Consider the following 21,466-nt stretch of genomic DNA (forward strand, 5'->3'; position numbering starts at 1 on the left):
GTTCGCTTGCCATACGCAGTGGCAAGAATGTCTTGTCGAGAGCGTCAATGTGCGTTTCGCCGTCGGGGACTACCTGCTCAGTTCGCGAGCAACTGCGAGATGAGGCGGAAGCTAGACCGCAGATCGAACGTGCTGGTGGCACCGCGCCGTGCGGGTCAGGCGCTCCAGCGCCGACGTGAGGTCGTCGGCGAGCGGCAGTTCACCGTCGGGGTCGCAGATCGAGAGCAGGCGTCGCACGGGGTGGCTGCCGACCAGGATCCAGTCGACGTCGTTTCGGGCGCAGTGGACGCTGATGTAATAGATCGCCGTGAAGGCCTGGGTGCCCGCGAAGTCGACGGCCCGAAGATCGAGCACCAGTTGGCGCGAGATTCCAGTGTGCTGTTCGACGAAGCGGCCGAGCTCGCGTCCGTTACCGGCGTCGATGTCGCCGATCACCGCGATGGCCAGGCGTGACGCAGCGAGCCGTCGCACTGCAAACGTCGCTCTGCCGCATTGTCGATGCTCATCTACCGACGCAGGATCCGGCCGACCGATACGCACGGTCCCATCCCTCATTGCACAACCCCAAGATCGTTTTTGTAGAGGTGTCGCCGGAGAACGTCCCGGAATGAGTCCAGTACGCGGCACCAGTGCGGCGCTGCCGGCGGGCTGGGAACTCAACCAAAGTTGAGGATAGTACGGATTTCGTCGCCCGTCTGCAGCTTGAGAAAATTTCCAGTTTTGTTCGGCTGCAAGACTTTTGGTCAGCTTGACTAAATGTCATCTTGCGTGCGTATCAGTAACTGCACTTATGGGCGACGGAATCCGTAGCGGTGCCGAGGCGTCATTGGTAAATCGCCTGCTGGTGTCGCGATGCGCGATCACCTAACGATTTGCTGAGTCGTCCCTGGCTTGATGTCGCCCGTCTTGACGTCCTCGCCCGCGGCCAACAGGTAGGAGGCGATGTATCCGAGCACCTCGTCGGCCGCCGCGAACCCACCGAGGTGACTCTCCTGTGGCATGAGGATGAGCTCGGCGTTGGGTAGCCGCTCGCTGGCCGCCTTGGCGTCGTCGAATCCGATGATGGAGTCGGCATCACCGTGCCACCACCGCACCGGCACCTTCACGTCCGCGAGTCGAAAACCCCAGTCGCGTCCGCAGAGTCGGGCATCGTCGAGCAGGGCCTGGAACGGCACCTTGCCGTCGAGCACGTGGATGAGGTCGTCGATGAACATCGCCTCGATGTCGGGATCGCTGAAGACGCGCTGGTCGCCGGCGGGCATGACCTTGGTCAGTCCCAGGTAGACGACGTGTGCGAGGGGGATGATCGGCAGGAGCAGTCCGGCCGTGATGCGCGCGAACGGTTCGCGCATTCTCGACAGGACAGCGCCAAAGCGGCTGGCCAAGGCGATGGCGCCGCTCGCCGTGGCGTCCGGCCCGACGGATGGGGTCACCCCGCCGAGAACGGCGACCGCGACGACGCGGTCGGCCAGCGCGCCGGTGCCCGCACAGGACAACGCGTAGGGTCCGCCGCCGGAGAGACCGACGACGCCGAGACGTGCGGCGCCGAGCGCGTCGGCCACACACGCCATGTCGTCTGCGAAGTCGGAGACCGAGTCGTAGACGTGCGGGTCGGACAGTCCTGAGCCGGGCCGTTCGGATCACCGTATTCGGCATAGCCGATGCGGCGGCCGTCGGGAAGATGGAACCGTCCCTCGGCCCGCGGGTTCTCGATGGCCGGCACGCCGGGCGGTCGCCGCCAGAGATTGAGCATGTTCATGCGCTACAAAGACTCCTTTGTCTGTAATTGCCAGAATCTTTGCATCTCGCGGTATGGGCCGGTCAGGCCCCCTCCGGCCAGCCGGGCGCCGCGGGCTCGGGCGTCGGCGGCGCGTCGAGTGTGGCCCTGATGTTCGGGTCATCCTCCCGTGTGGGGTTCCCCCGTGGGCAGCGCATCCCGGTAGCCGTCCGCGTAGCCGTCGATAGCCGACTTCACCGCCGGGTCGATACCCACGAAGTAACTGTTGAACGCTGAACGGAAGTTGTCGAGATTCGCTGTGAGTGGCTTGAATTCCCCGGTCTCGGGATCGATCAGATTCAGTTGCTCGAAGACGCCCGCGTTCCCGATGTTCGAGTCGAGCAGCCGCGCGGCGACGGCGTATTGCATCATCTCGGAGGTCTCCTGCTTTACGTGCTCCATATTCGCGCCCGCGGGTGCATCGCCAACGAACATCTGGTGCAGCGGATCGCCGGGCATCTTGCCGTTCCAGTCCAGAATCGCCGAGACGCCGGGGATCTCGCCGGCGATTGTCTTGCCCATGTCGAACCACATGCCGCGGCTTTCGTAGGCCTTCACGTCCTGCAGGTTCCCGTATTCGATGGCGTCGTTGTCGGCGATCCTGGCGGCGGTGTCGATCACCCCGCGCAGCGTGCCTGCCGACTGCAGATCGCCGGCGTTCGGGATCTCGCCCTTGATGACGGACTGCTCGAAGTTGGCCTGGTACTGCAGGCCGTTGGCATAGGCCTGGCTGTTGAGGATTCCGGCAGCGTCCTTGTCGCTGTCGATCACTGCGAACAGATCCCGCATGACCGGCATCTCCGGGTTTGTCAGGTCGTCCAGCGGCGCGAATCCCGTGCTGCTGTCGAGCTTGTTGCCGAGCATGTCGTCGATGAACGGCTTGTTGGCCTCCGCGAGTGCCTGGGTGAGCTCGGGGTTGACCTGGCCGACCGACTGGCCGCCGGTGCCAGGGATGTCGAGCAATTGGTCGGCGTTGGCACCCGTGCCGACATATGCGTCGACCGCGTGCATCGTCTCTGCGACGCGGGTGGCCTGCGCGAGCTGGGTGGGGTCCGTTAGGTCGGTCGGCACCGCACCGGTGCCGTTGAGCAGCGTGCCGGCCGCGGCGCCGTCGTCGGCCCACTGGTGCTTGAAGAGGTCGCCGATGAACTCGCCGTTCTCGGGCCCCGTGAGTGCGTCGTGCACAGCCATCTGGTCGCGGCCCGCCGCGTTGAGCATGTCCTGCAACGCAGGGTCGATCAGTCGCTGTGACATGTCAGGGTTGGCTTCCCACGGGATGTGGGGAGGACTGTGCAAGCCGTGCAGGATCTCCTCCGACTTGTCGAGCAGCGCCTTGTCCATTGCCGTGCCGTGTTGCAAATTGGCGTCGCCTGCGGACACGATCGCCGCGACATCGCGGTAGTTGTCCAACTCGGGGAACGGCTTCTCCATGTCGGGCATCTCGATCGTCGGATTGCCCTGATCGTTGGTCCCCGGTGTCGGCACAGCGGGACCGCGCGTGGGCCGCTCGAACGTTTCGCGGATACCTGACGGCAGGTTCGCCATACCGCCTTGCGTCGGCACACCTTCGGCGGGGTCGCCTGCCGTCTTGATGTTCTCGTTGCCCAGTAGCTGCAGCGCGTCGGCGACGGCGCCGCCGTTCTGGCCGTTGGCGTTCATCTGGTCAATCATCGAGCGAATCTCGGCCGGGCTCTTGCCATCCAGCGACCGCGACAAGTTGTTGAGGTACTCCATCTGGCTGGTGGGCAGCACCAGATCGCCGCGGACCAACGCCTCCTGCTGCTCGGGCGTCAGGTTGGTGTTCTCCTCGAGACGCGCCATCTCCTCCGGCGTTAGTTGGCCGTCCTGAAGTGACTGTCCGTCGTTGGTGCCCTGCTCCCCGGGAAGCCCGGGCTCGCCGCCGGTCGCGGCGGTCAGCACCCGCGCCAAGTCGGCATCGGCTTCCTCGGCGGCGGCCAGCACGGCCACCATCCGGTTCTCGACCTCTTCGGTCTTCGCCCTCAGCGCCTCGATCTTTTCGTCGGGCCAGCCGGTCGTGTCGGGCGGGGTGACCGTATTGGTGGCCAGGTCGATCTGGACATGCGGAGCCGCGTTGGCGTAATCGAGCAGGCTTTGGAGGTCGTTCTTCACCTTGCGGACGTCACCGGCGGCCTTCCCCGCGCCCATCGCGACGAGGAAGGCTTCCTTCTGCGACAGCGAAAGCGTGGTGGCCGATTGGTTGATGGCCTGCTGCGCGGCCTCGCCGGCTTCACCCTTCCACGTCCCGAACACCGAGAGGTTGCGCAGCGTTTCCGCGGCTTCGCCACTGGTGCGGGCGCGTTGCGCTGCGGCCTGTGACACTTCGTCGATCTGCTCGGGTTGCCAATTCTGGACGTCGGCAAGCGTTATCCCCACGGATTACAGCCCCAGATCCGGACCCGCGTTTCCGATCTCGGTGGACTGCTGGTTGTCGGTGCCGACGTAGTTCGCCGCCGCTGACTTGAAACCCTCGACGTGCGCGATGAGCTCGTTGTAGTGGCGGGTGGTGTCTTCCTCCCACTTGGTGGCGACCTTGGCGAGCGCGTCGCCGCTGGTCCCGATCCAGCCGGCCTGGGCGGTGCCGATGCGTTCCTGTGCGACGCCGTGGTCTGAACGCAGACCGTCGGCGGCCACATCGACGTGGTCGGCGGCCATCCGCACCTCGACCGGATCGACCTCCAAGTTCTTGCCCATGTCGAACAACCCCACCCTCGGATAGCAGCTTTTATGTTTGCTGAAACATTACCACTGGTCTGAGCACCCCCTGTTCGCCAATTTCCGGCCGCCTCGGTGCCGATGAGCGTCAGTGCTGGTCACGCGGATCTACACATGGCCCGCTGGCAGGATTTTCGGCGATACAGTCCGCTGCAGTCCGTCGTGGCGCTGCGTTTGCGCGCGATTCTTGCATTCATCTGGGCCGAGCTGGGTTTGCTGGCCAGCTGGCTGGCACGAGCATGTTTCGAACACATGTGCGATGGCAATTCTGCGTCGATGACCAATGACACTCAGCAAGCCCCGATGGAGAACGCCGAGAAGGACACCTCCGACTGGGTGACCGGCGACGAGCCCATGACCGGCCCGCAGCGCAGTTACCTCGGCACCCTGGCCCAGGAGGCGGGCCGCGATATCCCCGACGACCTGACCAAGGCGCAGGCGTCCGAGCTCATCGACGAGCTGCAGCAGCAGACCGGGCGATCGGGCAGCTCGTAGCACTTCTCGCGCTGCCGACCTCCGCGAACGCCGTTAGGGTTACTCCCACCCGCGTCGCCGGCTAAGCAGATCGCTGTTGACGTCTGAGGTGATGCCTTTGACGGAAGTGGTGCGCGATGGCTGAGATGCCTAAGTGGCGACGATCAACTGCGGGCGCGGCGGACGTCGCACCGACGGACGAACTCAAGCGCGACGTCGGTGCCGAACTCGAAGTGGACGTCACGTCGCCCACCATGCTCGAGTTCCAGATCGCCATCGCCGATCATCCCGGTGCACGCGTGACCGAGTCGCTCACCTTCACCTGCAACGGCAAGCCCGTCACCCCGGACGAGGTCATCGGCAAGCACGGCACGCGTATCCACCGCTTTGCCGCGCCCGAGGGCACCGTCACCGCCAATTACACGGCGACGGTCTACGGGCACGCTGAGCCCGCGCCGGTGCACGACATCGACCTGATCACCTATCTGCGGCCGAGTCGCTACGCCGAGGCCGACAAGTTCTATGGTTTCGCCGCAACGGAATTCGCGGAGTATGCCGATTCGGAGACCCTGCTGGAGAAGGTGTCGTCGTGGGTGGGCACCAGGCTGAACTACGTACCGGGATCCAGTGACCCGATCGACGGCGCGGCCGACACCGTGCTGGCCGGCGCCGGCGTGTGCCGCGACTACGCCCATCTGGTGGTCGCCCTGCTGCGCGCCGTGAACGTGCCCGCTCGGTTGGTCGCGGTGTACGCCCCGGGTTGTGAGCCGATGGATTTTCATGCCGTCGCCGAGGCGTATGTCGAGGGAGTCTGGCGCGTCGTCGATGCGACGTGCCTGGCTCCGCGGCAGTCCATGGTCCGCATCGCCACCGGACGCGACGCCGCTGACACCGCTTTTCTCGACAACCACAAGGGCGCGATCACGTTGAAGAACATGGAGGTGACGGCCGTCGTCGACGGACCGCTGCCCCATGACTCCGTGCACGATCTCGTCTCGCTGCACTGACGCCTGGGAATGCGATCCGGCGGGACGCGGTTTGGCCGTATATGGCCAAGATGAGCAGCGATGACCGCGAGAAGTTCCTGTCCGATCTGCACGTCGGGGTGATCGCGGTCGAACGTAAAGACCGTGCGCCGCTGAGTGTCCCGATCTGGTACGGGTATGAACCCGGTGGCGACGTGCTGTTGTGGACCGAATCCGATTCGCTCAAGCACCGGTTGATTCGCGACGCCGGTCGGTTCTCCATCACCGCTCAGGATGAGCAGCCGCCGTACAAGTACGTCACCGCCGAGGGTGACGTCACAGACATCAGCCCCGCGACCGACACCGATGCACGCCCGATAGCCGTCCGTTATCTCGGCGAGGAGGCGGGCAACCAGTTCACCGACGCGAACCTGACCCCGACGTCGGTGCTCATCCGGATGCGGCCGCAGCGCTGGCTGAGTTTCGACTACTCAGAAGAATGATTCGCGCGTGCGCGCTGACGTCCTATCGCCGCGACGGTCGCAGTGACGACGAGCACGGTGGCCACGACGGCCGTCGCCGATAGAAACGTGCTGTCCCGCCCGGCCGCACCGATCGCGATCGCCACGAGCGCCCACACCACCCCTGCCGCGTAACCGGGGGTGCCGCGCAGCATCCTCGTCAGGATCAGCGCGCAGACGACCGCGGCGGCCAGCACGATGAATTGCCACCAGACGGTCGATGCTGAGACACCGCTCTGGATAAGCGCGGCAGCGACATTCGCGAACACCGCGATGCTGCTCCAGCCGAGATAGAGCCCGAATGTCACGGTGGCCAGCAGCGCGACCCAGGGCGGGCAGGTCAGGTCGTGGCGCCGCCGCACCAGCAGCCGCATGATGTGGATCAGCGCCGACACCATCACTGCGAACACCGCGACACTGACCCACAGCCAGTCCTGCGCGGCCACGAGAAGCCAGACGCTGAATCCGATGAACGCCACGCTCGCGTCGACGAGCACGCTCGTCTCCCACCACGCACCAAGGCCGTAACGCAGGACCGCCAGGGCCGTCGCCGCGCTCAAGGCAGTGATCAGTCCCCAGAGGCTGAACGCGTAGCCGGCGGGAGTGATCAGTGCCTGATTCGTCGCTCCTGATTTCAGGAAGTCGGGAGCCACCGCATTCGCGATCACGGGCGCGGCGAGCTGGGTCAGCGCCAACAGCGCGGCGATCCACCGCCATGACCGCACCGACGGGGCACTCCTGTGCGTCTCTGCCGTGGTCAACGGTCTCCTCTCATGTGCGTCACCAGGTATTCGTAGCCGGACACACCGCGGATGCCAATCGGCACATACGCGATGGCGGGAAGGCGCACAATCACCGAGACGACGACGTCTCCTCGGCAAAGGGTTTTGGATGAAACGACAATCTGCTGCAGTTCTGGGGGTGGTCGCAGCGGTCACCGGCGGTGGGATCGCCCCGTCGGCATTGGCACAGCCGGGCGCCTACAACCCGGTGGCTCAGTACCTCCGCACGGCCGGCAATGTGCGCTGCGTGGTCACCGCGGAGGCTGCCGCGTGTGAGAACCCCCGGGGATTCGTCGGTGCTCCGGTCGACAGTCCCCTCGCATCGGTCGACGCCGCCGGCAAGTTCGCGTGGGCCGAAGGCGGTATCGGTCCGACCTCCGGCCAAGAAGTGACCATGGTCAACGGCCAGCCGTATCGGTATCACGGTTGGAGCCTGTTGTTGACGATCGAAGGGACGCGTCTGACCAACATCAAGAGCGTCCACGGCATGAACGTCTCCATCGACGGAACGACCATCACGCCGTACTGACCGCTCCGATCAGTCCACGCAGCGAAAACCGATATGCGACGTCGCGGTGTCCTGCGATTGCGACGAGCGCGCCGCCGCGCGGTAGCGGTGGCAGTACTCGGGCGCGCACAGGTGTGAGCCGCCCTTGAGGGTCTGCATCACCGCGGGGTTGGCCGAGAGCATCGGAGTGCAGCAGGACTTGGCGGGCTGGCCGGGTCGGTGTCGCGGCCGGTAGTGGGTGGTCGTCCATTCCCATACGTTGCCGATCATGTCGACGAGTCCGAACGGGTTGGCGGCGAACGTGCCGACGGGCGAGGTGCCGGTCCAGCCGCGGGCGCCGTCGTTGCGGTAGGGGAAGCGGCCCTGCCAGGTGTTGGCCATCAATTCGTCGCCCGGTCGCACGACGTCGCCCCAGGGGTACACCGTCGTCGATCCCGCGCGCGCCCCGTACTCCCATTCGGTTTCGGTGGGCAGTCGACGGTCGGCCCACTGGGCATAGGCGTTCGCGTCGGGGTACGCGATCTGGACCACGGGGTGCTCGTCGAGGTTCTCGATCGACGACTCCGGTCCGTGGGGGTGCCGCCAGCACGCACCGGGCATCCAGGTCCACCACAAGCGCCAGTTGCGCAGGTCGACAGGGCCGGCCGTGGGCTGGAACACCAGTGCTCCCGGTGCCCGATCCTCGGGCGGTACGTCAGGGAAATCGGCTGGATCCAAAGGCTTTTCGGCGATCGTGACGTAGCCGGTCTCGTCGACGAACCGGGCGAACTGGGCGTTGGTCACTGGGTGGCGCTCGATCGCGAACCCGTCGACGGTGGCGGTGTGTGCCGGCGCCTCTTCGGGATAGAAGTCATTCGAGCCCATGCGGAACGAACCACCGGGGACGTCGATCAGTTCGGTCAGCACGGTCTCAGGTTAGGCACGTCGGCGTGTGGGTGCCTACGCGCGACGGGGACGATGTGCGATTAACCCAATGGACGCTCCGATGCCGGACCACAACCCGGCGACGGCCGTCACCAGTACCAGGGGTCTCTGGCACTTGTGTCCGAATCACGCGGACATAGTTGGCCGCTGCTTTCGCGAAGACGGTTAACGTGCATGCGTTCGTGGGTACCACCACGTCATGCCGTTGGGGAACGGTACAAAGTTTGCCGGCTACACGATTGAGCGGCAGCTTGGCGCAGGAGGCATGGGCGAGGTGTACCTCGCGCGGCACCCACGCTTGCCTCGGCACGACGCACTCAAGGTGCTGCGGTCAGATATCTCGTCGGACCCCGACTACATCGAGCGCTTCAACCGAGAAGCGGACCTCGCTTCGAAGCTCTGGCACGCGCACATTGTGGGCATCCACGACCGCGGCAAGTACCGCGGGCGACTGTGGATTTCGATGGATTTCGTCGACGGTATCGACGCCGGTCGTCTCCTCCAGGAGCATCCGGATGGAGTACCGGAGGACCTCGTGCTCGACATCGTGGAGGCGGTGGCGAGTGCGCTCGACTATGCGCACGGCATGAATCTGCTGCACCGAGACGTCAAGCCGGCGAACATCATGGTTGCCGATGTCGAACACGGCGAACGACGAGTCCTTCTCGCTGATTTTGGCGTCGCCCGCGACCTTGCCGACACCGCGAGCGGGTCACTGACAGCGACGAACATGACCGTCGGCACCGCCGCGTATGCGGCACCTGAGCAGCTGATGGGACTCGACGTCGATGGCAGGACGGACCAATATTCGCTGGCGGCGACGGCTTACCACCTGCTGACCGGCGAGCAGCTGTTCCAGCATTCCAATCCCGCAGTCGTCATCGGCAAGCACCTGAACACAGAACCGCCAAGGATAAGTGCGACGCGTCCGGACCTTTGTCCGTTCGACACAGCGCTGGCGCGTGCCCTCGCCAAGTCTCCCGACGATAGATTCGCGAGTTGCATGGAGTTCGCCCGTGCGCTCGAGCAGCCAGCAGATTCGGCGGCCATTACGACGGCAACACTGAGCCCCAATTCTGTGGACACGATGATGGCTCCGGTAGCGTCGCCGCCCCCAACGTATCCAATCCAAGCGCACGCAGCCGAGTCTCCGCCGGAACCGAGAAAGTCCAGCCGCAAATGGATCGTCGTGGCCGCGGCTGCCGCCGCCGTTCTCGCGGTGATCGCCTTAGTCGCATATGTTGTTTTGCAGCCAGCCGATGACGCGATGACCGCCGAGCCATTCGACATCACAGGAAACGTGCGTCTGAGCAGTGACTTGGTCAAGACCAATGGATTGCCAGCAGGCTATAAGTGCGCTGGCGCAAAGGGTTTCGGCGACGTCGGCCCAAACGCTCCGATCATCGTGGAAGACGAGGCAGGAAAGCTGCTCGCGAAGGGGTCCATCGGCGGAAGTAGTGCTAGCACCGACGGGTGTCTTTTGAAGTTCGTGGTGAGCGACGTTCCCGCCGGATCTCGGTTCTACCGAGTGCAGGTCGGGCAGCAGCAACAGATGAGCTTCACTGAGCAAGAAGCCAGGACCGGTGTCGAGTTGATGATGGGGACTACAGACGCCGACACGGAGACGACGGTGGCTTCGCCACCGAAACCGTCAACAACACGCACAGTCACCGTGACGCCCACTCCTGATGTCGAGCAGGCAAGCCTTGCGCGGCTACAAGCCATAGCGCGCGACGATCGCCCGTCGGTCGCCGCTGTCCTCGCCGACCACTGGATACCTCAGATCAGTTCCAAGCGTGTGGGCTTGGTGGCGAAAGGCATCACCTGGGACAACCAAGCAATCCTCGACGAACACCTGCGGCTGCGGAACATTTATCCAGACGTAAAGCTGCTGTGGTCGGGTGATTGGTCGACTTACGACGGCCCCAACTTCTGGGTGACCGTCGTCGGGCTGTGGTCTGACGACTGGCGCGACGTCATTGGATGGTGCATCGACCAAGGCTTTGACCGGGACAACTGCATCGCCAAGATCGTCAGCACGACACACCCCATTGCGGGGAGCACGAAGCTGATTCCGTAGGTCTCAAGTTGTGCGCAGCTCGATGAACTTAAACAGCGCCAAGGGTTCAAGCTTCGGTGAGCGACACCTGTCGAGAGGTCAACGCGACCGCTTGCCCTTCGAGCCCCGCAACACCAGGTCGACGGCCGCCTCGATGACGTCGTCGTCGGGTACCGACCCGAACATGATCGTCGGGCACGCCACCACCCCGGCGAGCATGGAGATCGCCGCCTCCAACTCGACACCGTCGAACACCTCCGCGAGCATGCCGCGGATCGGTCGTTGCGCGTCGGTGTTGATCTGATCGCGCACCCGTGCCATCTCGTCGACCGACGCCCACTGGGCCATCACGGCCAGGATCTGATCGAGCCGGTACTCCAGCACGACCCTGCGGAAGATCGTCAGCTCGCCGACGAGGTCCGCGCGCAGATCGCCGGTTCGCTCCTGATGGGGCATCTCGCCGATCGCGCCGAGCGCCAGCAGGATGAGATCGACCCGCGACGGCCAGTGCGTGTAGAGGGTGGTCTTCGAGTAGCCGGCGAGCTCTGCCACGTGGCCGTGCGTCAAGGCATCCGTGCCCTCGTCCGTCAGCACCCGCAGTGCGACGCGCGAGACGTCGGCCCTGGTGCGGGCTACCCGCGCGTCCTGCGCGCCGTCGCCTGCGGCGAAGCGCTCAGCAGGAGTCACGGCGATGCCCTTTCGCGAATTGGCCCTTGACACTGGCCTAGAAGTTATCTAATGGACGGAGTGTCCATTATTGGAGGAATTAATCACAATTGGACGTTTAGACCATTAGTGGACCGGGGATTCAGCGCCACGAGGGCGGGTCGTGCAGGGCTCGCATCGCAGTAGTCATCGACGCCGAGTCAACGGAAAGGCCGTTCCCATGTCCGCAATCCTGTTCGGGTCCATCAGCACACTCGCCGACACATCGGAGCTGCAGCGCCGCGCCTTCAACGAGGCATTCGCCGCGTACGGCCTCGACTGGCAATGGTCGCAGGACGACTACCGGAAGATGCTCGGATCCAACGGTGGCGCGCAGCGCATCGCCGACCACGCCGCGTCCTGCGGTGACGACGTCGACGCCGCGGAGGTGCACGCCACCAAGTCGTCGATCTTCCAGGAGCTGCTCGGCACGCAGGCGGTGACGGCGCGCCCCAGCGTCGCCGAGACGATCAAGCGGGCGCGCGAGGGCGGGCACAAAATCGGCCTCGTCACGACCACCTCGGGCGAGAACATCGCCGCGTTGCTCAACGCACTGCAGGGCGAGATCGACGCCGGCGACTTCGACATCATCGTCGACAAGTCGGCGGTCGAGGAGCCCAAGCCCTCGCCCTCTGCGTATCTCTTCGCGCTGAGCGAGCTCGGCGTCGATGCGGCGGACGCGGTCGCCATCGAGGACAACGAAGGCGGTCTCAAGGCCGCCGTCGAGGCGGGTATCGCCTGCGTCGCGTTCCCGAACCAGAACACCGCGGGCGGCGACTTCAGTCTCGCGACCGAAACCGTCGACGAAATCGACCTCGACCGTCTGTCCGAGCTGGCCACCGCCTGACCCGCCCCGCGACCCGAGGAGAACATCGTGAGCAACATGCAGGCACGAGTCATCACCGGCGACAACGCCTTTCACGTCGAGGGTTACGAGAAGATCGAGTATGACCTCGTCTACGTCGACGGCATCTTCGACAGCACCCAGTCCGCGCTCGCCGACTGCTACCGCCCTTACGGACGCGCGCTGATGGTCGTCGACGAGACGGTCTACGCGCACTACCGCGAGCGCATCCACACCTACTTCGACCACCACGGCATCGCGCTGACGGTGGTCCCGGTGCAGATCCGCGAGACGGCGAAGTCGCTGGACACCTTCGAGCGAATCGTCACCGAGTTCGACGCCTACGGTCTGGTGCGTACCGAGCCGGTGCTCGTCGTCGGCGGCGGACTGACCACCGATGTCGCGGGTTTCGCGTGCGCGAGCTACCGGCGCAACACGCCCTACATTCGGATCCCCACCACGCTCATCGGGCTCATCGATGCGAGCGTGTCGATCAAGGTCGCGGTCAACCACGGCAAGAACAAGAACCGGCTGGGCGCGTACCACGCGTCGCAGAAGGTGTTCCTCGACTTCTCGTTCCTCGCGACGCTGCCCACCGACCAGGTACGCAATGGCATGGCCGAGCTGATCAAGATCGCCGTGGTCGGCAACGAGGAGATCTTCACCTTGTTGGAGACGTATGGCCCGGATCTGCTGCGTACCCGTTTCGGCCATCTCGACGGGTCGGACGAGCTGCGCAGAGTCGGGCACCGGCTGACGCATCAAGCCATCGCGACAATGCTCGAACTGGAGGCGCCGAACCTGCACGAGATCGACCTCGATCGGGTCATCGCGTTTGGCCACACCTGGAGTCCCACACTTGAACTCGCGCCGCCGACGCCGTTCTTTCACGGGCACGCCATCAACATCGACATGGCGCTGTCGGTGACGCTGGCCGAGCAGCGGGGGCTCTTGTCGGCCGCGGACCGCGACCGGGTCCTCAATGTCATGAGCTCTCTGGGGCTGGCGCTCGACAGCGAGCATCTCACCCCCGAACTGCTCAGCACGGCGACCGCCGCGATCCTCAAGACGCGCGACGGGCTGCTGCGCGCCGCGGTGCCCGACCCGATCGGACAGTGCACGTTCCTCAACGACGTCACCGTCGAAGAACTCACCGACACAATGACTTTGCACAAGAAGCTGTGCCTGGAGTTCGACCGCGGCGGGGACGGCGTCGACATGTGGGCGCCGACCGACGTTGCCGTCGCCCGTGTCTGATCTCGACGAGTCGCTGACCGCGGCCCCGCGTCCGGTCACGCCGACGACCATCCTGGCCGCCGAATCGTGCGACGCATACGCCGAGTTGGACGCGTGGGGCGGGGCGCCACTGCGGGTGCTGCAACGGTTGGGCAGAGTCCGGGATCTCGCCGGTGGTCTGGACGGCTACCTGGAGCGGTGCACGACGCCCGCGTCCCCGGCGCTGGCGCGACTGGCGCAACGCACCAACGCCACCGCCTGGGACGTCCGCTCGGGCGGGGCGTTGGAGCAGGAGATGTTGTCCGGCCATGTCGAAGGGCAACTGCTGAACTTCCTGGTCCGGATGGCCGGTGCGCGGCGGGTGCTGGAGATCGGCATGTTCACCGGGTATTCGGCGTTGGCCATGGCCGAAGCGCTGCCCGACGACGGCGTGGTCGTGGCCTGTGAACTCGATGACGACGTCGCGGCGTTTGCGCGCGAATGCTTCGACGACTCGCCGGTCGGTGATCGCATCACCGTCGAAGTCGGTCCTGCGATGGACACACTGCGTCGCTTGGATGGCGCGGGTGAGCCGTTCGACTTCGTGTTCATCGACGCGGACAAGGCGGGGTACCTGGCCTATCTGGACCTGCTGCTCGACAGCGCGCTGCTGGCGCCTGGGGCAGTGCTCGCTGTGGACAACACGCTGATGCAGGGCCAGCCGTACACCGGAGTGGGAGTGACGGCGAACGGGCAGGCGATCGCGTCGTTCAACGAGGCGGTGGCCGACGATCCGCGGGTCGAGCAGGTGGTGCTGCCGCTGCGAGACGGATTGACCTTGATCCGGCGGGCGACGTGACCGCGACGGCCGTCGTTGCGCAACCGGTGGTGGCGCGTCCCAGCGCCGGCCGGACGGTCTTGGCGCTACTGGCGTTGAGCCTCGTGGCGCCGGTGAATCTGGCGGTGGTCGCCGTGGCCCTGCTGACGCGGAAACCCTTGTCGCGCAGCGCTCCCGATGTTCCACGGACGGTGCTGATCAGCGGCGGCAAGATGACGAAGGCGCTGCAGCTGGCGCGGTCGTTCTACACCGCAGGCCATCGCGTGGTGCTGGTCGAGTCGAAGAAGTATCGGCTCACCGGCCACCGGTTCTCACGCGCCGTCGACCGGTTCTACGTGGTGCCGGAGTCCACGTCTCCCGGTTACGCCAGGGCGCTGCGCGACATCGTCCGCCGGGAGAAAGTGGATGTCTATGTGCCGGTGTGCAGTCCGGCGGCGAGCGTGCCCGACGCCGAGGCTCGGGCGCTGCTGGACGATGTGTGCGAGGTCATACACGCCGATGCGGCAACGGTGCGGCTGGTCGACGACAAGGTCGAGTTCTCGCGCATCGCGCGATCATTGGGCCTGCGGGTGCCGGACTCGCACCGGATCATTGACGCGTCGCAGATCGACGAGTTCGACTTCCCGCCGGGGCGCGACTACATCCTCAAGCGCATCGCATACAACCCGGTCGGTCGCATGGATCTCACGCGGCTGTCCGCCGAGACCCGTTCGCGCAACGCTGATTTCGCCCGCAGCCTCGGCATCACCGCAGACGATCCGTGGATTCTGCAGGAGTTCGTCGAGGGACGGGAGTACTGCACGCACGGCACGGTGCGCGGCGGGCGCCTACAGGTCTATGCATGCTGCGAGTCCTCGGCGTTCCAGATCAACTACGCGCAGGTCGACAAGCCCGAGATCCTCCACTGGGTGGAGCGCTTCGTCGGTGCGCTGGGTGTGACCGGTCAGCTGTCGTTCGACTTCATCGAAGCCGATGACGGGCATGCGTATGCGATCGAGTGCAATCCGCGCACGCACTCGGCGATCACGATGTTCTACGACCATCCTGACGTGGCCGATGCCTATCTGCGCGACGCGCATCCGATGATCACCCCGACGACATCCTCGCGGCCGACGTACTGGCTATACCACGAGGTGTGGCGGCTGCTCACCCAACCGAATCGCCGAGCCCGGCTGGCGACGATCCTGCGCGGGACTGACGCGATCCTCACTCGGTGGGATCCGTTGCCGTTCTTCGCGGTTCATCACGTGCAGATGCCGTCGCTGCTGGTGCAGAACCTCCGCCGTCGGGGTAGCTGGTCGCGGATGGACTTCAACATCGGCAAGCTGGTCGAGACGGGCGGCGACTAGTGTCTAGGACCGTCCTGCACCTCGTCGGTTCGCCGGTCGACGAGTTTCACGCCGAGCTGTCGGCGCTGTACGTCCGCGGATGTCTGGATGTCCTGCAGGACATGTATTACAACCGCGTTGCGTACGTAGCCCCGGGCGGGAAGTGGCAGTTTCCCACCTCGCTGTCCTCGGCTGCACTTGCCGAGGCACCGTATCTGTCTGCGGCCGAGGGCATTGCCCATCTCGCGTCGCTCGATGTGAGTGTGGTTGTGCCGCAGATGTTCTGCATGCCGGGGATGACGTCTTACCGCGCACTGTTGGACGTTGTCGGCATTCCGTTTGTCGGCAATTCGGCTGCGGTGATGAGCATTGCGGCCGACAAGGCGAAGACGCGAGCGATCGTCGCCGGGGCGGGTGTGGACATCCCGGACGGTCGCGTCGTGCACGATGCCACGCCGACCGATCTGTCACTGCCCGTCGTGGTCAAACCTGTCGGTGCGGACAACTCGGCAGGCGTATCGCTGGTTCGCGAGGCGGATGAGTACGAAGCGTCGGTGAACGCAGCCTTGGCGCACAGCGGTGTCGCGCTGGTCGAGTCGTACGTCGAATTGGGCCGAGAAGTGCGGTGCGGCATCGTTGTTCGCGACGGCGAGCTGATATGCCTGCCGCTGGAGGAGTACGCCGTCGACAGCGTCACCAAGCCGGTCCGCGACGCCGCCGACAAGCTGGCCCGCCGCGACGACGGCGAGCTGTTCCTGGTCGCCAAGGATGCCGAGCGCGCGTGGATCGTCGACGTGGACGACCCGATCACCGAGCGGGTATGGGAGGCCGCGCGTCGCGCCCATGCGGCGTTGGGGTGCCGGCACTACAGCCTGTTCGACTTCCGCGTCGATCCGAACGGTGAGCCATGGTTCCTCGAGGCGGGACCGTACTGCTCGTTCGCGCCTACCAGCGTGATCGCGGTGATGGCAGCGGCGGCGGGCATATCGGTAGAGCAACTCTTCGCCGACGCGTTGGCCGAACTCGACCGGGAGACAAGCCGCGCATGAAAGTCACCGCGCTGAACCCGGTCGGCGCCGTGGTGGACGGAGTGCGTGTCGACGCGCTCAGGCAGGCTCACGTCGACGTACTGCAACGCTTGCTCGGCGAGCACGGCGTGCTGGTGTTCCGCGACCAGAGCATCGACGACGCCGCGTTCACTCGGTTCCTGCGCAGCTTCGGCGAATTGATGTTCACGACAGGGGAGACGCCGGTCGACGGACATCCGTACCTCAACGTCGTGAGCAATGTCGGCCGCAAGACGCCGCCGCGCTCCACCTTCCACATCGACACGAGCTACGTCCGAACTCCGCCGGCGTACACGGCGTTGCGCGCCGTGGAGGTACCGGAGACGGGTGGACAGACGTTGTTCTCCAACCAGTATCGGGCGTACGAGAGGCTGCCGAAAGACATCCGCCAAGACGTCGCGATGCGCTCGATCACGCACGTCGTCACCGGCGTCGAGGTCGGTGACGACGACGAGACGTCCGCGGTGCACCCCGTCGTGCGCAAGCATCCGGTCTCGGGTCGTCGGGCCCTGTATCTGAGTTCTCCGGCGCGGTGCGCAACGGTCAGCGGCCTGACGCCTGAGGATGGGCGGGCGCTGGTCGAGCATCTGATCGAGCACTGCACGCGAGACGAGAACGTCATGCGTCATGCGTGGTTGCCCGGCGATGTCGTCATGTGGGACAACCGCTGCGTGATGCACAAAGCGGACCACACCGGTGTCGTCGGGCGGCGGGTGCTGCACCGCGGCATGGTCGCGACGGAACCTCCACCGCGTTGAGATCACGCTTTGGCGGTCGGCTTGATGAGCCAGAGCGCCATAATGATCGCCACGACCGGTCCAACGGCCATCACCAGACTCAGCGTGTGAATCGCGTCGATTGCATTGTGCGGCGCTTGTTCCACCAGCAGTCGTGCCTGCTCGGGATTGACGAGGTGAGCCTGCTGGCCACCGTGCGCCGTCACCAACGCTTCGCGCGTCTCCGCGCGGCTGATTCCGGAGTTGGACAGGTCGTGCACGCTGTCGGTGAGGAACAGGTTGATTCCGATGAGCGCGAACAAGGCCGGGCCGAGCGAGTAACCGCCCTCGTTGACCGCGCTCTTGACCGCCGATACCGCGCCGCCGAGATCGTCAGGTGCGCTACTCATCATGATCGTCGCCTGCGGGGTGGTGACCAGCGCGCCGCCGACGACCAGCAGGGCCGAGGTCACGAAAACGACTGTGCGCCCGGTGTCCAAGTCGAACAACCTCAGCACGAGCAGACCGGCCAGCATGGTGAGGAGCCCGGTGATCATCACCGCGCGGGGACCTACCTTGCGGATGACCGGGCCGGCAGCGGTGGCGGCCAGTGCGGCCATCGCGGTCGCGGGGATGAGCAGGAACCCGAACAGCTCGTGGGATTCCTTACGAATGGTCACGAGATAGAACGCCAGCAGCACCATGGACCCGCCGAGCACGATGTTGAACATGACGCCGGCCGTCACCGCCGCGTTGAAACGGCCGGAGCGGAACACCCGCATGTCCAGCGCCGGGTCGGGGGTGTGCAGTTCGCGCATCACGAACCCGGCGCCGGCCACGACGCCGAGCGCGACGGAGGCGGTGCCGGTCAGGTCGATGCCGGTCTCCATGCGAGAGGTGCCGAAGATGAGGCCCAGCAGCGCGACGGCGAACAGGAACAGGCCGGGCAGGTCGAGGCGTCGGGTGGCGCGCAGCGTTTCGGGCACGAATCGCCACGTGAGCGCCAACCCGAGAACCGCGACAAGCGGCACCACGAGAAAGCATGCGCGCCAGCCGATCGCGTGTCCGAGTGCACCGCTGATCGCGGGCATCGGCGTGGCGATGGCGTATCCCGCACCGAAGTAGGCCGCGATCGCCGCCGCCCGCTTTCCCGGCGGGAACACCGCATTGGTGAGCGCAAGCGACAACCCGATCAGGAACGCGAACGCCACGCCGACGCCGGCGCGAGCGATCATGAGCACTGCTGCTACCGGTGCGGCGGCGGCGAGCGCGCTGAACACGATCACGCCCGACATGCCCAGCAGGTACATGCGGCGCATGCCGTAGAGATCGCCGAGGGCGCCGGCACTGAGCACGGTGGCGGCCATCGTCAGCGTGGCCAGGCTGGCGACGAACGTCGACGTGCTGCCGGTGATGTGGAGACCAGCCGCGACGACCTGCAGGTTGGCCGACAGCGTGGTCGGGTCGCCGATGGCAATGCCGTAACCGATGCCCATGGCGGCCACCGTCATCACGGCGGCTAGTCCCGATACGTGGCGATCGCCAACTTCAGCGGGGGAATCGGTCGACATCGAGTGGATGCTACTGGCCGCGCCGCTGCTCAGCGGAGGTTTCGAACGCGGCGACGGGTTCCGTCGCACGTCCCGGTGTACCGGACGTCGAACCGGGTAATGCTCGTCTATGGACGTCACACCGGAGCACAGCGAGAATTCCTTCGACGTCCTGGTCGTCGGTGGCGGCAACGCGGGACTCAGCGTGGCGGCTCGCCTGCTGCGGCGCGGAGTGGTCAGCGTCGGAGTGGTGGAACCGCTTGCGGTGCACACATATCGGCCGCTGTTGTCGTACGTCGGTGGAGGTCAGGCGTCGCGCAGCAGCGCCGAGCGCACGCAAGAGTCGGTGACCCCGGATGGGTGCACGTGGCTGCAGGACTCTGCCGTCGGCGTGGATGCCGACTTGCGGACGGTTCGATGCAAGAGCGGCCGCGTCTACAGGTACACCGACGTGGTCCTCGCGCCCGGACTCGTCCCCGACGACGACGACCTGGCCGACGTGTTCACCGTGGTCGACACCGACGCGGTTGCGAGCAACTATCTCGACCACGCCGAGAAGACATGGCAGTTGGTGGAGTCCATGATGGCCGGGCATGCGGTGTTCACGGTGCCGCGGCCGCCGGTGAGTTGCAGCGGTACGACGCTCAAGCCGCTGTTCTTGGCGGCGGCGTATTGGCGGCGGATGGGGCGCATCGGGGACATCGACATCACCCTGGTCGTCGATCGGCCGAACCTGCTGGGCGTCACAGAGATCGACGACCGGCTGCGGCGCAGCCTTGACGAGATCGGCGTGCGGGTGTTGAACAACGCCACCGTGACCGGAATAGATCCCGTGGAGCGGAAGCTGGCGGTCCGCGTCGGGGATGGCGTCGAGCAGAAGCTGCCGTACGACCTGTTGCATCTTGTTCCGCCGTTTCGCGGACCGCGTTGGGTCGAGGAGTCGGGTCTGGCCGACGGTGGCGCGCATGGGGTTGTCGACGTCGACCCGAAGACGTTCAGGCATCGGGTCCATGCCGATGTGTGGGCGCTGGGTGACGCGGCGAACGCGGGCACGGACCCGTCGGGCGGAGCGATACGACGGCAGTCGGCGATCGTGGTCGACAACTTGTTGGCGGCGCGCAGCGGTGGTCAATTCCAGGAGTACGACGGGTACACGGTGGCGCCGATTGCGACCGATGAGCACCGGCTGATGTTCGGCGAGTTCGACCGGACGGGATCGCTGAGGAGTTCATTGCCGTCGTTTCTCGATCCGCTGAAGCCGCGTCGATGGGCCTGGGCGTTCGACCGTTACGCCCTGCCGCAGATGTACTGGAATCTCATCCTCAAAGGTCGGCTCTGACCGGGTAGCTCCTACACCAGCGCCCCCAACCGACACTGCCTCGGTGTCCTGCCGAACCAGCGTCGGCACGACCGATTCAACGCGCTCTGTTCGGCATATCCGAGCAGACCGGCGATCTGTGAGAGATGCAGGTCCGGCTCGGCGAGGTAGCGTGCCGCCTGCGCTCGGCGTTCGCGGTCGATGATTTCTTGGCAGCGGGCACCCTCGTCGCCGAGTCGCCGCTGCAGCGTTCGCGGATGCATGGCGAGCTCACCGGCGATCGCTTCGACGGTGCACTGCCCGGTGGGTAGCAGTCGGCGTGCCAGCTCGGCCACACGGTCGGACAGCGTGGCATTGGCCGGAAGATACGTCGCCTCAAGGTATTCGGTGGCGATGCGATGTGTTTGCGGGTCGGCGTTCTCGTTGCCACGGGCGGCTAGCTCCGCCGACAGCTCGAAACCGGCCCGCGGCCGTTGGAAGTACACAGGGCAGCCCAGTGCGTCACGGTAGGCGGCGTCGGTGCCCTGTTGGGGATGCGGGAATGAGACGGCGTCTAGGCGCGATGACGGCCCGCCGAGCATGCGGACGATCTGCGCGGCGATGCCCATGCTCAGCTCGTAAGCCTGGATGTGAGGAACTCCCAGCTCGACGATTTCGTAGATGAACTCGACGCCGCCATCGTCGCGTGGCTGGGCGGCCAGCGTGAGCGCGGGGGAATGAATATAGAGGAAGCGCTCGATGGCTTCGATGCCGCTGAGCACCGTCGACGCGCTGCGCACGATCACCGCAATGGGCCCGATGATGTGCAGGCCTTGGCGGCCCGACAGGCGCAACCCGAAGTCGGGGCAAGTCAGCTCCTCGGCGGTGGCTTCGAGTATCCGGACGAGCGACGCAAAAGGGATGAACGTGTCCACCTCGAGCTCGGTCCCCGAAGGGATGCCGAAACGGTCCAGAAACACCGCCGGGTCTGCCCCGAGCTCGCGTACGAGCCCGGGGTAGCCCCACATCGCCGTGGACCGGATCAAGTTGACCATCGTTGCTTTCTGTCGCGAAATGGTAAAAATTTGTCCGATCTTGACAAGACTCGGAGGCGTGCTGACAGCCATTCTCATTGCATGACGCGACACATGGGAAGGATTCGT

General features: G+C 65.5%; 20 protein-coding genes and 1 pseudogene. 12 read left to right on the forward strand and 9 right to left on the reverse strand.

Going from position 1 to position 21,466, the window contains the following annotated elements; translation table 11 throughout:
- Positions 1-111: 111 nt before the first annotated feature.
- The 4 genes and pseudogenes from G6N42_RS26275 to G6N42_RS26290 form a co-directional block, all read right to left on the reverse strand.
- Entirely contained in the window at positions 112-555 is a 444-nt protein-coding gene (locus tag G6N42_RS26275; RefSeq protein WP_163734938.1) for an STAS domain-containing protein, read from the reverse strand.
- Between the two features lie 305 nt (positions 556-860).
- Positions 861-1,759 (reverse strand): annotated as a pseudogene (locus G6N42_RS26280) (alpha/beta fold hydrolase).
- A 138-nt stretch (positions 1,760-1,897) separates the two neighbouring features.
- Complete coding sequence (locus G6N42_RS26285) at positions 1,898-4,171, reverse strand: TPR repeat domain-containing protein (RefSeq protein WP_163734943.1); 2,274 nt, start codon at positions 4,169-4,171, stop codon at positions 1,898-1,900.
- A gap of 3 nt (positions 4,172-4,174) precedes the next feature.
- Positions 4,175-4,489 (reverse strand): WXG100 family type VII secretion target, encoded by a 315-nt coding sequence (locus G6N42_RS26290; RefSeq protein ID WP_232076338.1) that lies wholly within the window; start codon positions 4,487-4,489, stop codon positions 4,175-4,177.
- 297 nt (positions 4,490-4,786) lie between these two features.
- Here G6N42_RS26290 and G6N42_RS26295 point away from each other — a divergent pair, with 297 nt between their 5' ends.
- From G6N42_RS26295 to G6N42_RS26305, 3 genes are all read left to right on the forward strand, one after another.
- The gene (locus G6N42_RS26295) at positions 4,787-5,005 is read left to right on the forward strand and encodes a DUF3072 domain-containing protein (RefSeq protein ID WP_163734949.1); all 219 of its coding nucleotides are present in this window, start codon (positions 4,787-4,789) and stop codon (positions 5,003-5,005) included.
- A 125-nt stretch (positions 5,006-5,130) separates the two neighbouring features.
- Positions 5,131-5,991: a transglutaminase-like domain-containing protein gene (locus G6N42_RS26300; RefSeq protein ID WP_163738308.1), complete on the forward strand. Its 861-nt coding sequence runs from the start codon at positions 5,131-5,133 to the stop codon at positions 5,989-5,991.
- 41 nt (positions 5,992-6,032) lie between these two features.
- Positions 6,033-6,452, forward strand: a complete 420-nt coding sequence (locus tag G6N42_RS26305) for a pyridoxamine 5'-phosphate oxidase family protein (protein ID WP_174262171.1) — start codon at positions 6,033-6,035, stop codon at positions 6,450-6,452.
- Here the strand turns inward: G6N42_RS26305 and G6N42_RS26310 are convergent.
- Positions 6,437-7,231: a TspO-related membrane protein gene (locus G6N42_RS26310; RefSeq protein ID WP_163734957.1), complete on the reverse strand. Its 795-nt coding sequence runs from the start codon at positions 7,229-7,231 to the stop codon at positions 6,437-6,439. The two genes, G6N42_RS26305 and G6N42_RS26310, sit on opposite strands and share 16 nt — an antisense overlap.
- Before the next feature lie 130 nt (positions 7,232-7,361).
- On the opposite strand from G6N42_RS26310, the gene G6N42_RS26315 reads away from it, so the two are divergent.
- Entirely contained in the window at positions 7,362-7,781 is a 420-nt protein-coding gene (locus tag G6N42_RS26315) for a hypothetical protein (RefSeq protein WP_163734961.1), read from the forward strand.
- A 9-nt stretch (positions 7,782-7,790) separates the two neighbouring features.
- Here the strand turns inward: G6N42_RS26315 and G6N42_RS26320 are convergent, their stop codons facing one another.
- The gene (locus tag G6N42_RS26320) at positions 7,791-8,666 is read right to left on the reverse strand and encodes a formylglycine-generating enzyme family protein (protein ID WP_163734964.1); all 876 of its coding nucleotides are present in this window, start codon (positions 8,664-8,666) and stop codon (positions 7,791-7,793) included.
- Positions 8,667-8,883: 217 nt separating this feature from the next.
- On the opposite strand from G6N42_RS26320, the gene G6N42_RS26325 reads away from it, so the two are divergent.
- Entirely contained in the window at positions 8,884-10,764 is a 1,881-nt protein-coding gene (locus G6N42_RS26325) for a serine/threonine-protein kinase (RefSeq protein WP_163734967.1), read from the forward strand.
- A 78-nt stretch (positions 10,765-10,842) separates the two neighbouring features.
- On the opposite strand, the gene G6N42_RS26330 is transcribed toward G6N42_RS26325, so the two are convergent.
- Positions 10,843-11,430 (reverse strand): TetR/AcrR family transcriptional regulator, encoded by a 588-nt coding sequence (locus G6N42_RS26330; RefSeq protein WP_163734970.1) that lies wholly within the window; start codon positions 11,428-11,430, stop codon positions 10,843-10,845.
- Between the two features lie 199 nt (positions 11,431-11,629).
- Between G6N42_RS26330 and G6N42_RS26335 the strand changes: the two genes are divergently transcribed.
- The 6 genes from G6N42_RS26335 to G6N42_RS26360 are packed head-to-tail and all read left to right on the forward strand — an operon-like array spanning position 11,630 to position 17,498.
- A complete protein-coding gene (locus G6N42_RS26335) occupies positions 11,630-12,295 on the forward strand; it encodes an HAD family hydrolase (protein WP_163734973.1) in 666 nt (221 codons plus the stop codon).
- Between the two features lie 36 nt (positions 12,296-12,331).
- Positions 12,332-13,549, forward strand: a complete 1,218-nt coding sequence (locus tag G6N42_RS26340) for a sedoheptulose 7-phosphate cyclase (RefSeq protein ID WP_232076707.1) — start codon at positions 12,332-12,334, stop codon at positions 13,547-13,549.
- On the forward strand, positions 13,542-14,366 hold the full coding sequence (locus tag G6N42_RS26345) for an O-methyltransferase (RefSeq protein ID WP_232076339.1): 825 nt from the start codon (positions 13,542-13,544) through the stop codon (positions 14,364-14,366). Before G6N42_RS26340 ends, G6N42_RS26345 begins: the two co-directional genes overlap by 8 nt.
- Entirely contained in the window at positions 14,363-15,694 is a 1,332-nt protein-coding gene (locus G6N42_RS26350) for an ATP-grasp domain-containing protein (RefSeq protein WP_232076341.1), read from the forward strand. Before G6N42_RS26345 ends, G6N42_RS26350 begins: the two co-directional genes overlap by 4 nt.
- Entirely contained in the window at positions 15,694-16,722 is a 1,029-nt protein-coding gene (locus tag G6N42_RS26355) for a D-alanine--D-alanine ligase family protein (RefSeq protein WP_163734979.1), read from the forward strand. The genes G6N42_RS26350 and G6N42_RS26355 overlap by 1 nt, the downstream gene beginning before the upstream one ends.
- Positions 16,719-17,498, forward strand: coding sequence for a TauD/TfdA dioxygenase family protein (locus G6N42_RS26360; RefSeq protein WP_163734981.1), 780 nt, complete (start codon positions 16,719-16,721; stop codon positions 17,496-17,498). The genes G6N42_RS26355 and G6N42_RS26360 overlap by 4 nt, the downstream gene beginning before the upstream one ends.
- A gap of 2 nt (positions 17,499-17,500) precedes the next feature.
- Here G6N42_RS26360 and G6N42_RS26365 read toward each other — a convergent pair whose 3' ends face one another.
- Positions 17,501-19,027, reverse strand: a complete 1,527-nt coding sequence (locus G6N42_RS26365) for an MFS transporter (RefSeq protein WP_232076343.1) — start codon at positions 19,025-19,027, stop codon at positions 17,501-17,503.
- A gap of 109 nt (positions 19,028-19,136) precedes the next feature.
- On the opposite strand from G6N42_RS26365, the gene G6N42_RS26370 reads away from it, so the two are divergent.
- Positions 19,137-20,345: an NAD(P)/FAD-dependent oxidoreductase gene (locus tag G6N42_RS26370; protein ID WP_163734984.1), complete on the forward strand. Its 1,209-nt coding sequence runs from the start codon at positions 19,137-19,139 to the stop codon at positions 20,343-20,345.
- 11 nt (positions 20,346-20,356) lie between these two features.
- Here G6N42_RS26370 and G6N42_RS26375 read toward each other — a convergent pair whose 3' ends face one another.
- Positions 20,357-21,358: an AraC family transcriptional regulator gene (locus G6N42_RS26375; RefSeq protein ID WP_163734987.1), complete on the reverse strand. Its 1,002-nt coding sequence runs from the start codon at positions 21,356-21,358 to the stop codon at positions 20,357-20,359.
- Positions 21,359-21,466 lie beyond the last annotated feature (108 nt).

Source organism: Mycobacterium gallinarum, from assembly GCF_010726765.1.
GTDB lineage: Bacteria > Actinomycetota > Actinomycetes > Mycobacteriales > Mycobacteriaceae > Mycobacterium > Mycobacterium gallinarum.

Bases quoted from the DNA above. Each gene is read 5' to 3' on its own strand.
- G6N42_RS26295 (WP_163734949.1), top strand. From the start codon at position 4,787: ATGACCAATGACACTCAGCAAGCCCCGATGGAGAACGCCGAGAAGGAC.
- G6N42_RS26375 (WP_163734987.1), bottom strand. From the start codon at position 21,358: ATGGTCAACTTGATCCGGTCCACGGCGATGTGGGGCTACCCCGGGCTC.
- G6N42_RS26340 (WP_232076707.1), top strand. From the start codon at position 12,332: ATGCAGGCACGAGTCATCACCGGCGACAACGCCTTTCACGTCGAGGGT.
- G6N42_RS26290 (WP_232076338.1), bottom strand. From the start codon at position 4,489: ATGGGCAAGAACTTGGAGGTCGATCCGGTCGAGGTGCGGATGGCCGCC.
- G6N42_RS26275 (WP_163734938.1), bottom strand. From the start codon at position 555: ATGAGGGATGGGACCGTGCGTATCGGTCGGCCGGATCCTGCGTCGGTA.
- G6N42_RS26360 (WP_163734981.1), top strand. From the start codon at position 16,719: ATGAAAGTCACCGCGCTGAACCCGGTCGGCGCCGTGGTGGACGGAGTG.
- G6N42_RS26325 (WP_163734967.1), top strand. From the start codon at position 8,884: ATGCCGTTGGGGAACGGTACAAAGTTTGCCGGCTACACGATTGAGCGG.
- G6N42_RS26300 (WP_163738308.1), top strand. From the start codon at position 5,131: ATGCCTAAGTGGCGACGATCAACTGCGGGCGCGGCGGACGTCGCACCG.
- G6N42_RS26335 (WP_163734973.1), top strand. From the start codon at position 11,630: ATGTCCGCAATCCTGTTCGGGTCCATCAGCACACTCGCCGACACATCG.
- G6N42_RS26315 (WP_163734961.1), top strand. From the start codon at position 7,362: ATGAAACGACAATCTGCTGCAGTTCTGGGGGTGGTCGCAGCGGTCACC.
- G6N42_RS26370 (WP_163734984.1), top strand. From the start codon at position 19,137: ATGGACGTCACACCGGAGCACAGCGAGAATTCCTTCGACGTCCTGGTC.
- G6N42_RS26305 (WP_174262171.1), top strand. From the start codon at position 6,033: ATGGCCAAGATGAGCAGCGATGACCGCGAGAAGTTCCTGTCCGATCTG.
- G6N42_RS26365 (WP_232076343.1), bottom strand. From the start codon at position 19,027: ATGTCGACCGATTCCCCCGCTGAAGTTGGCGATCGCCACGTATCGGGA.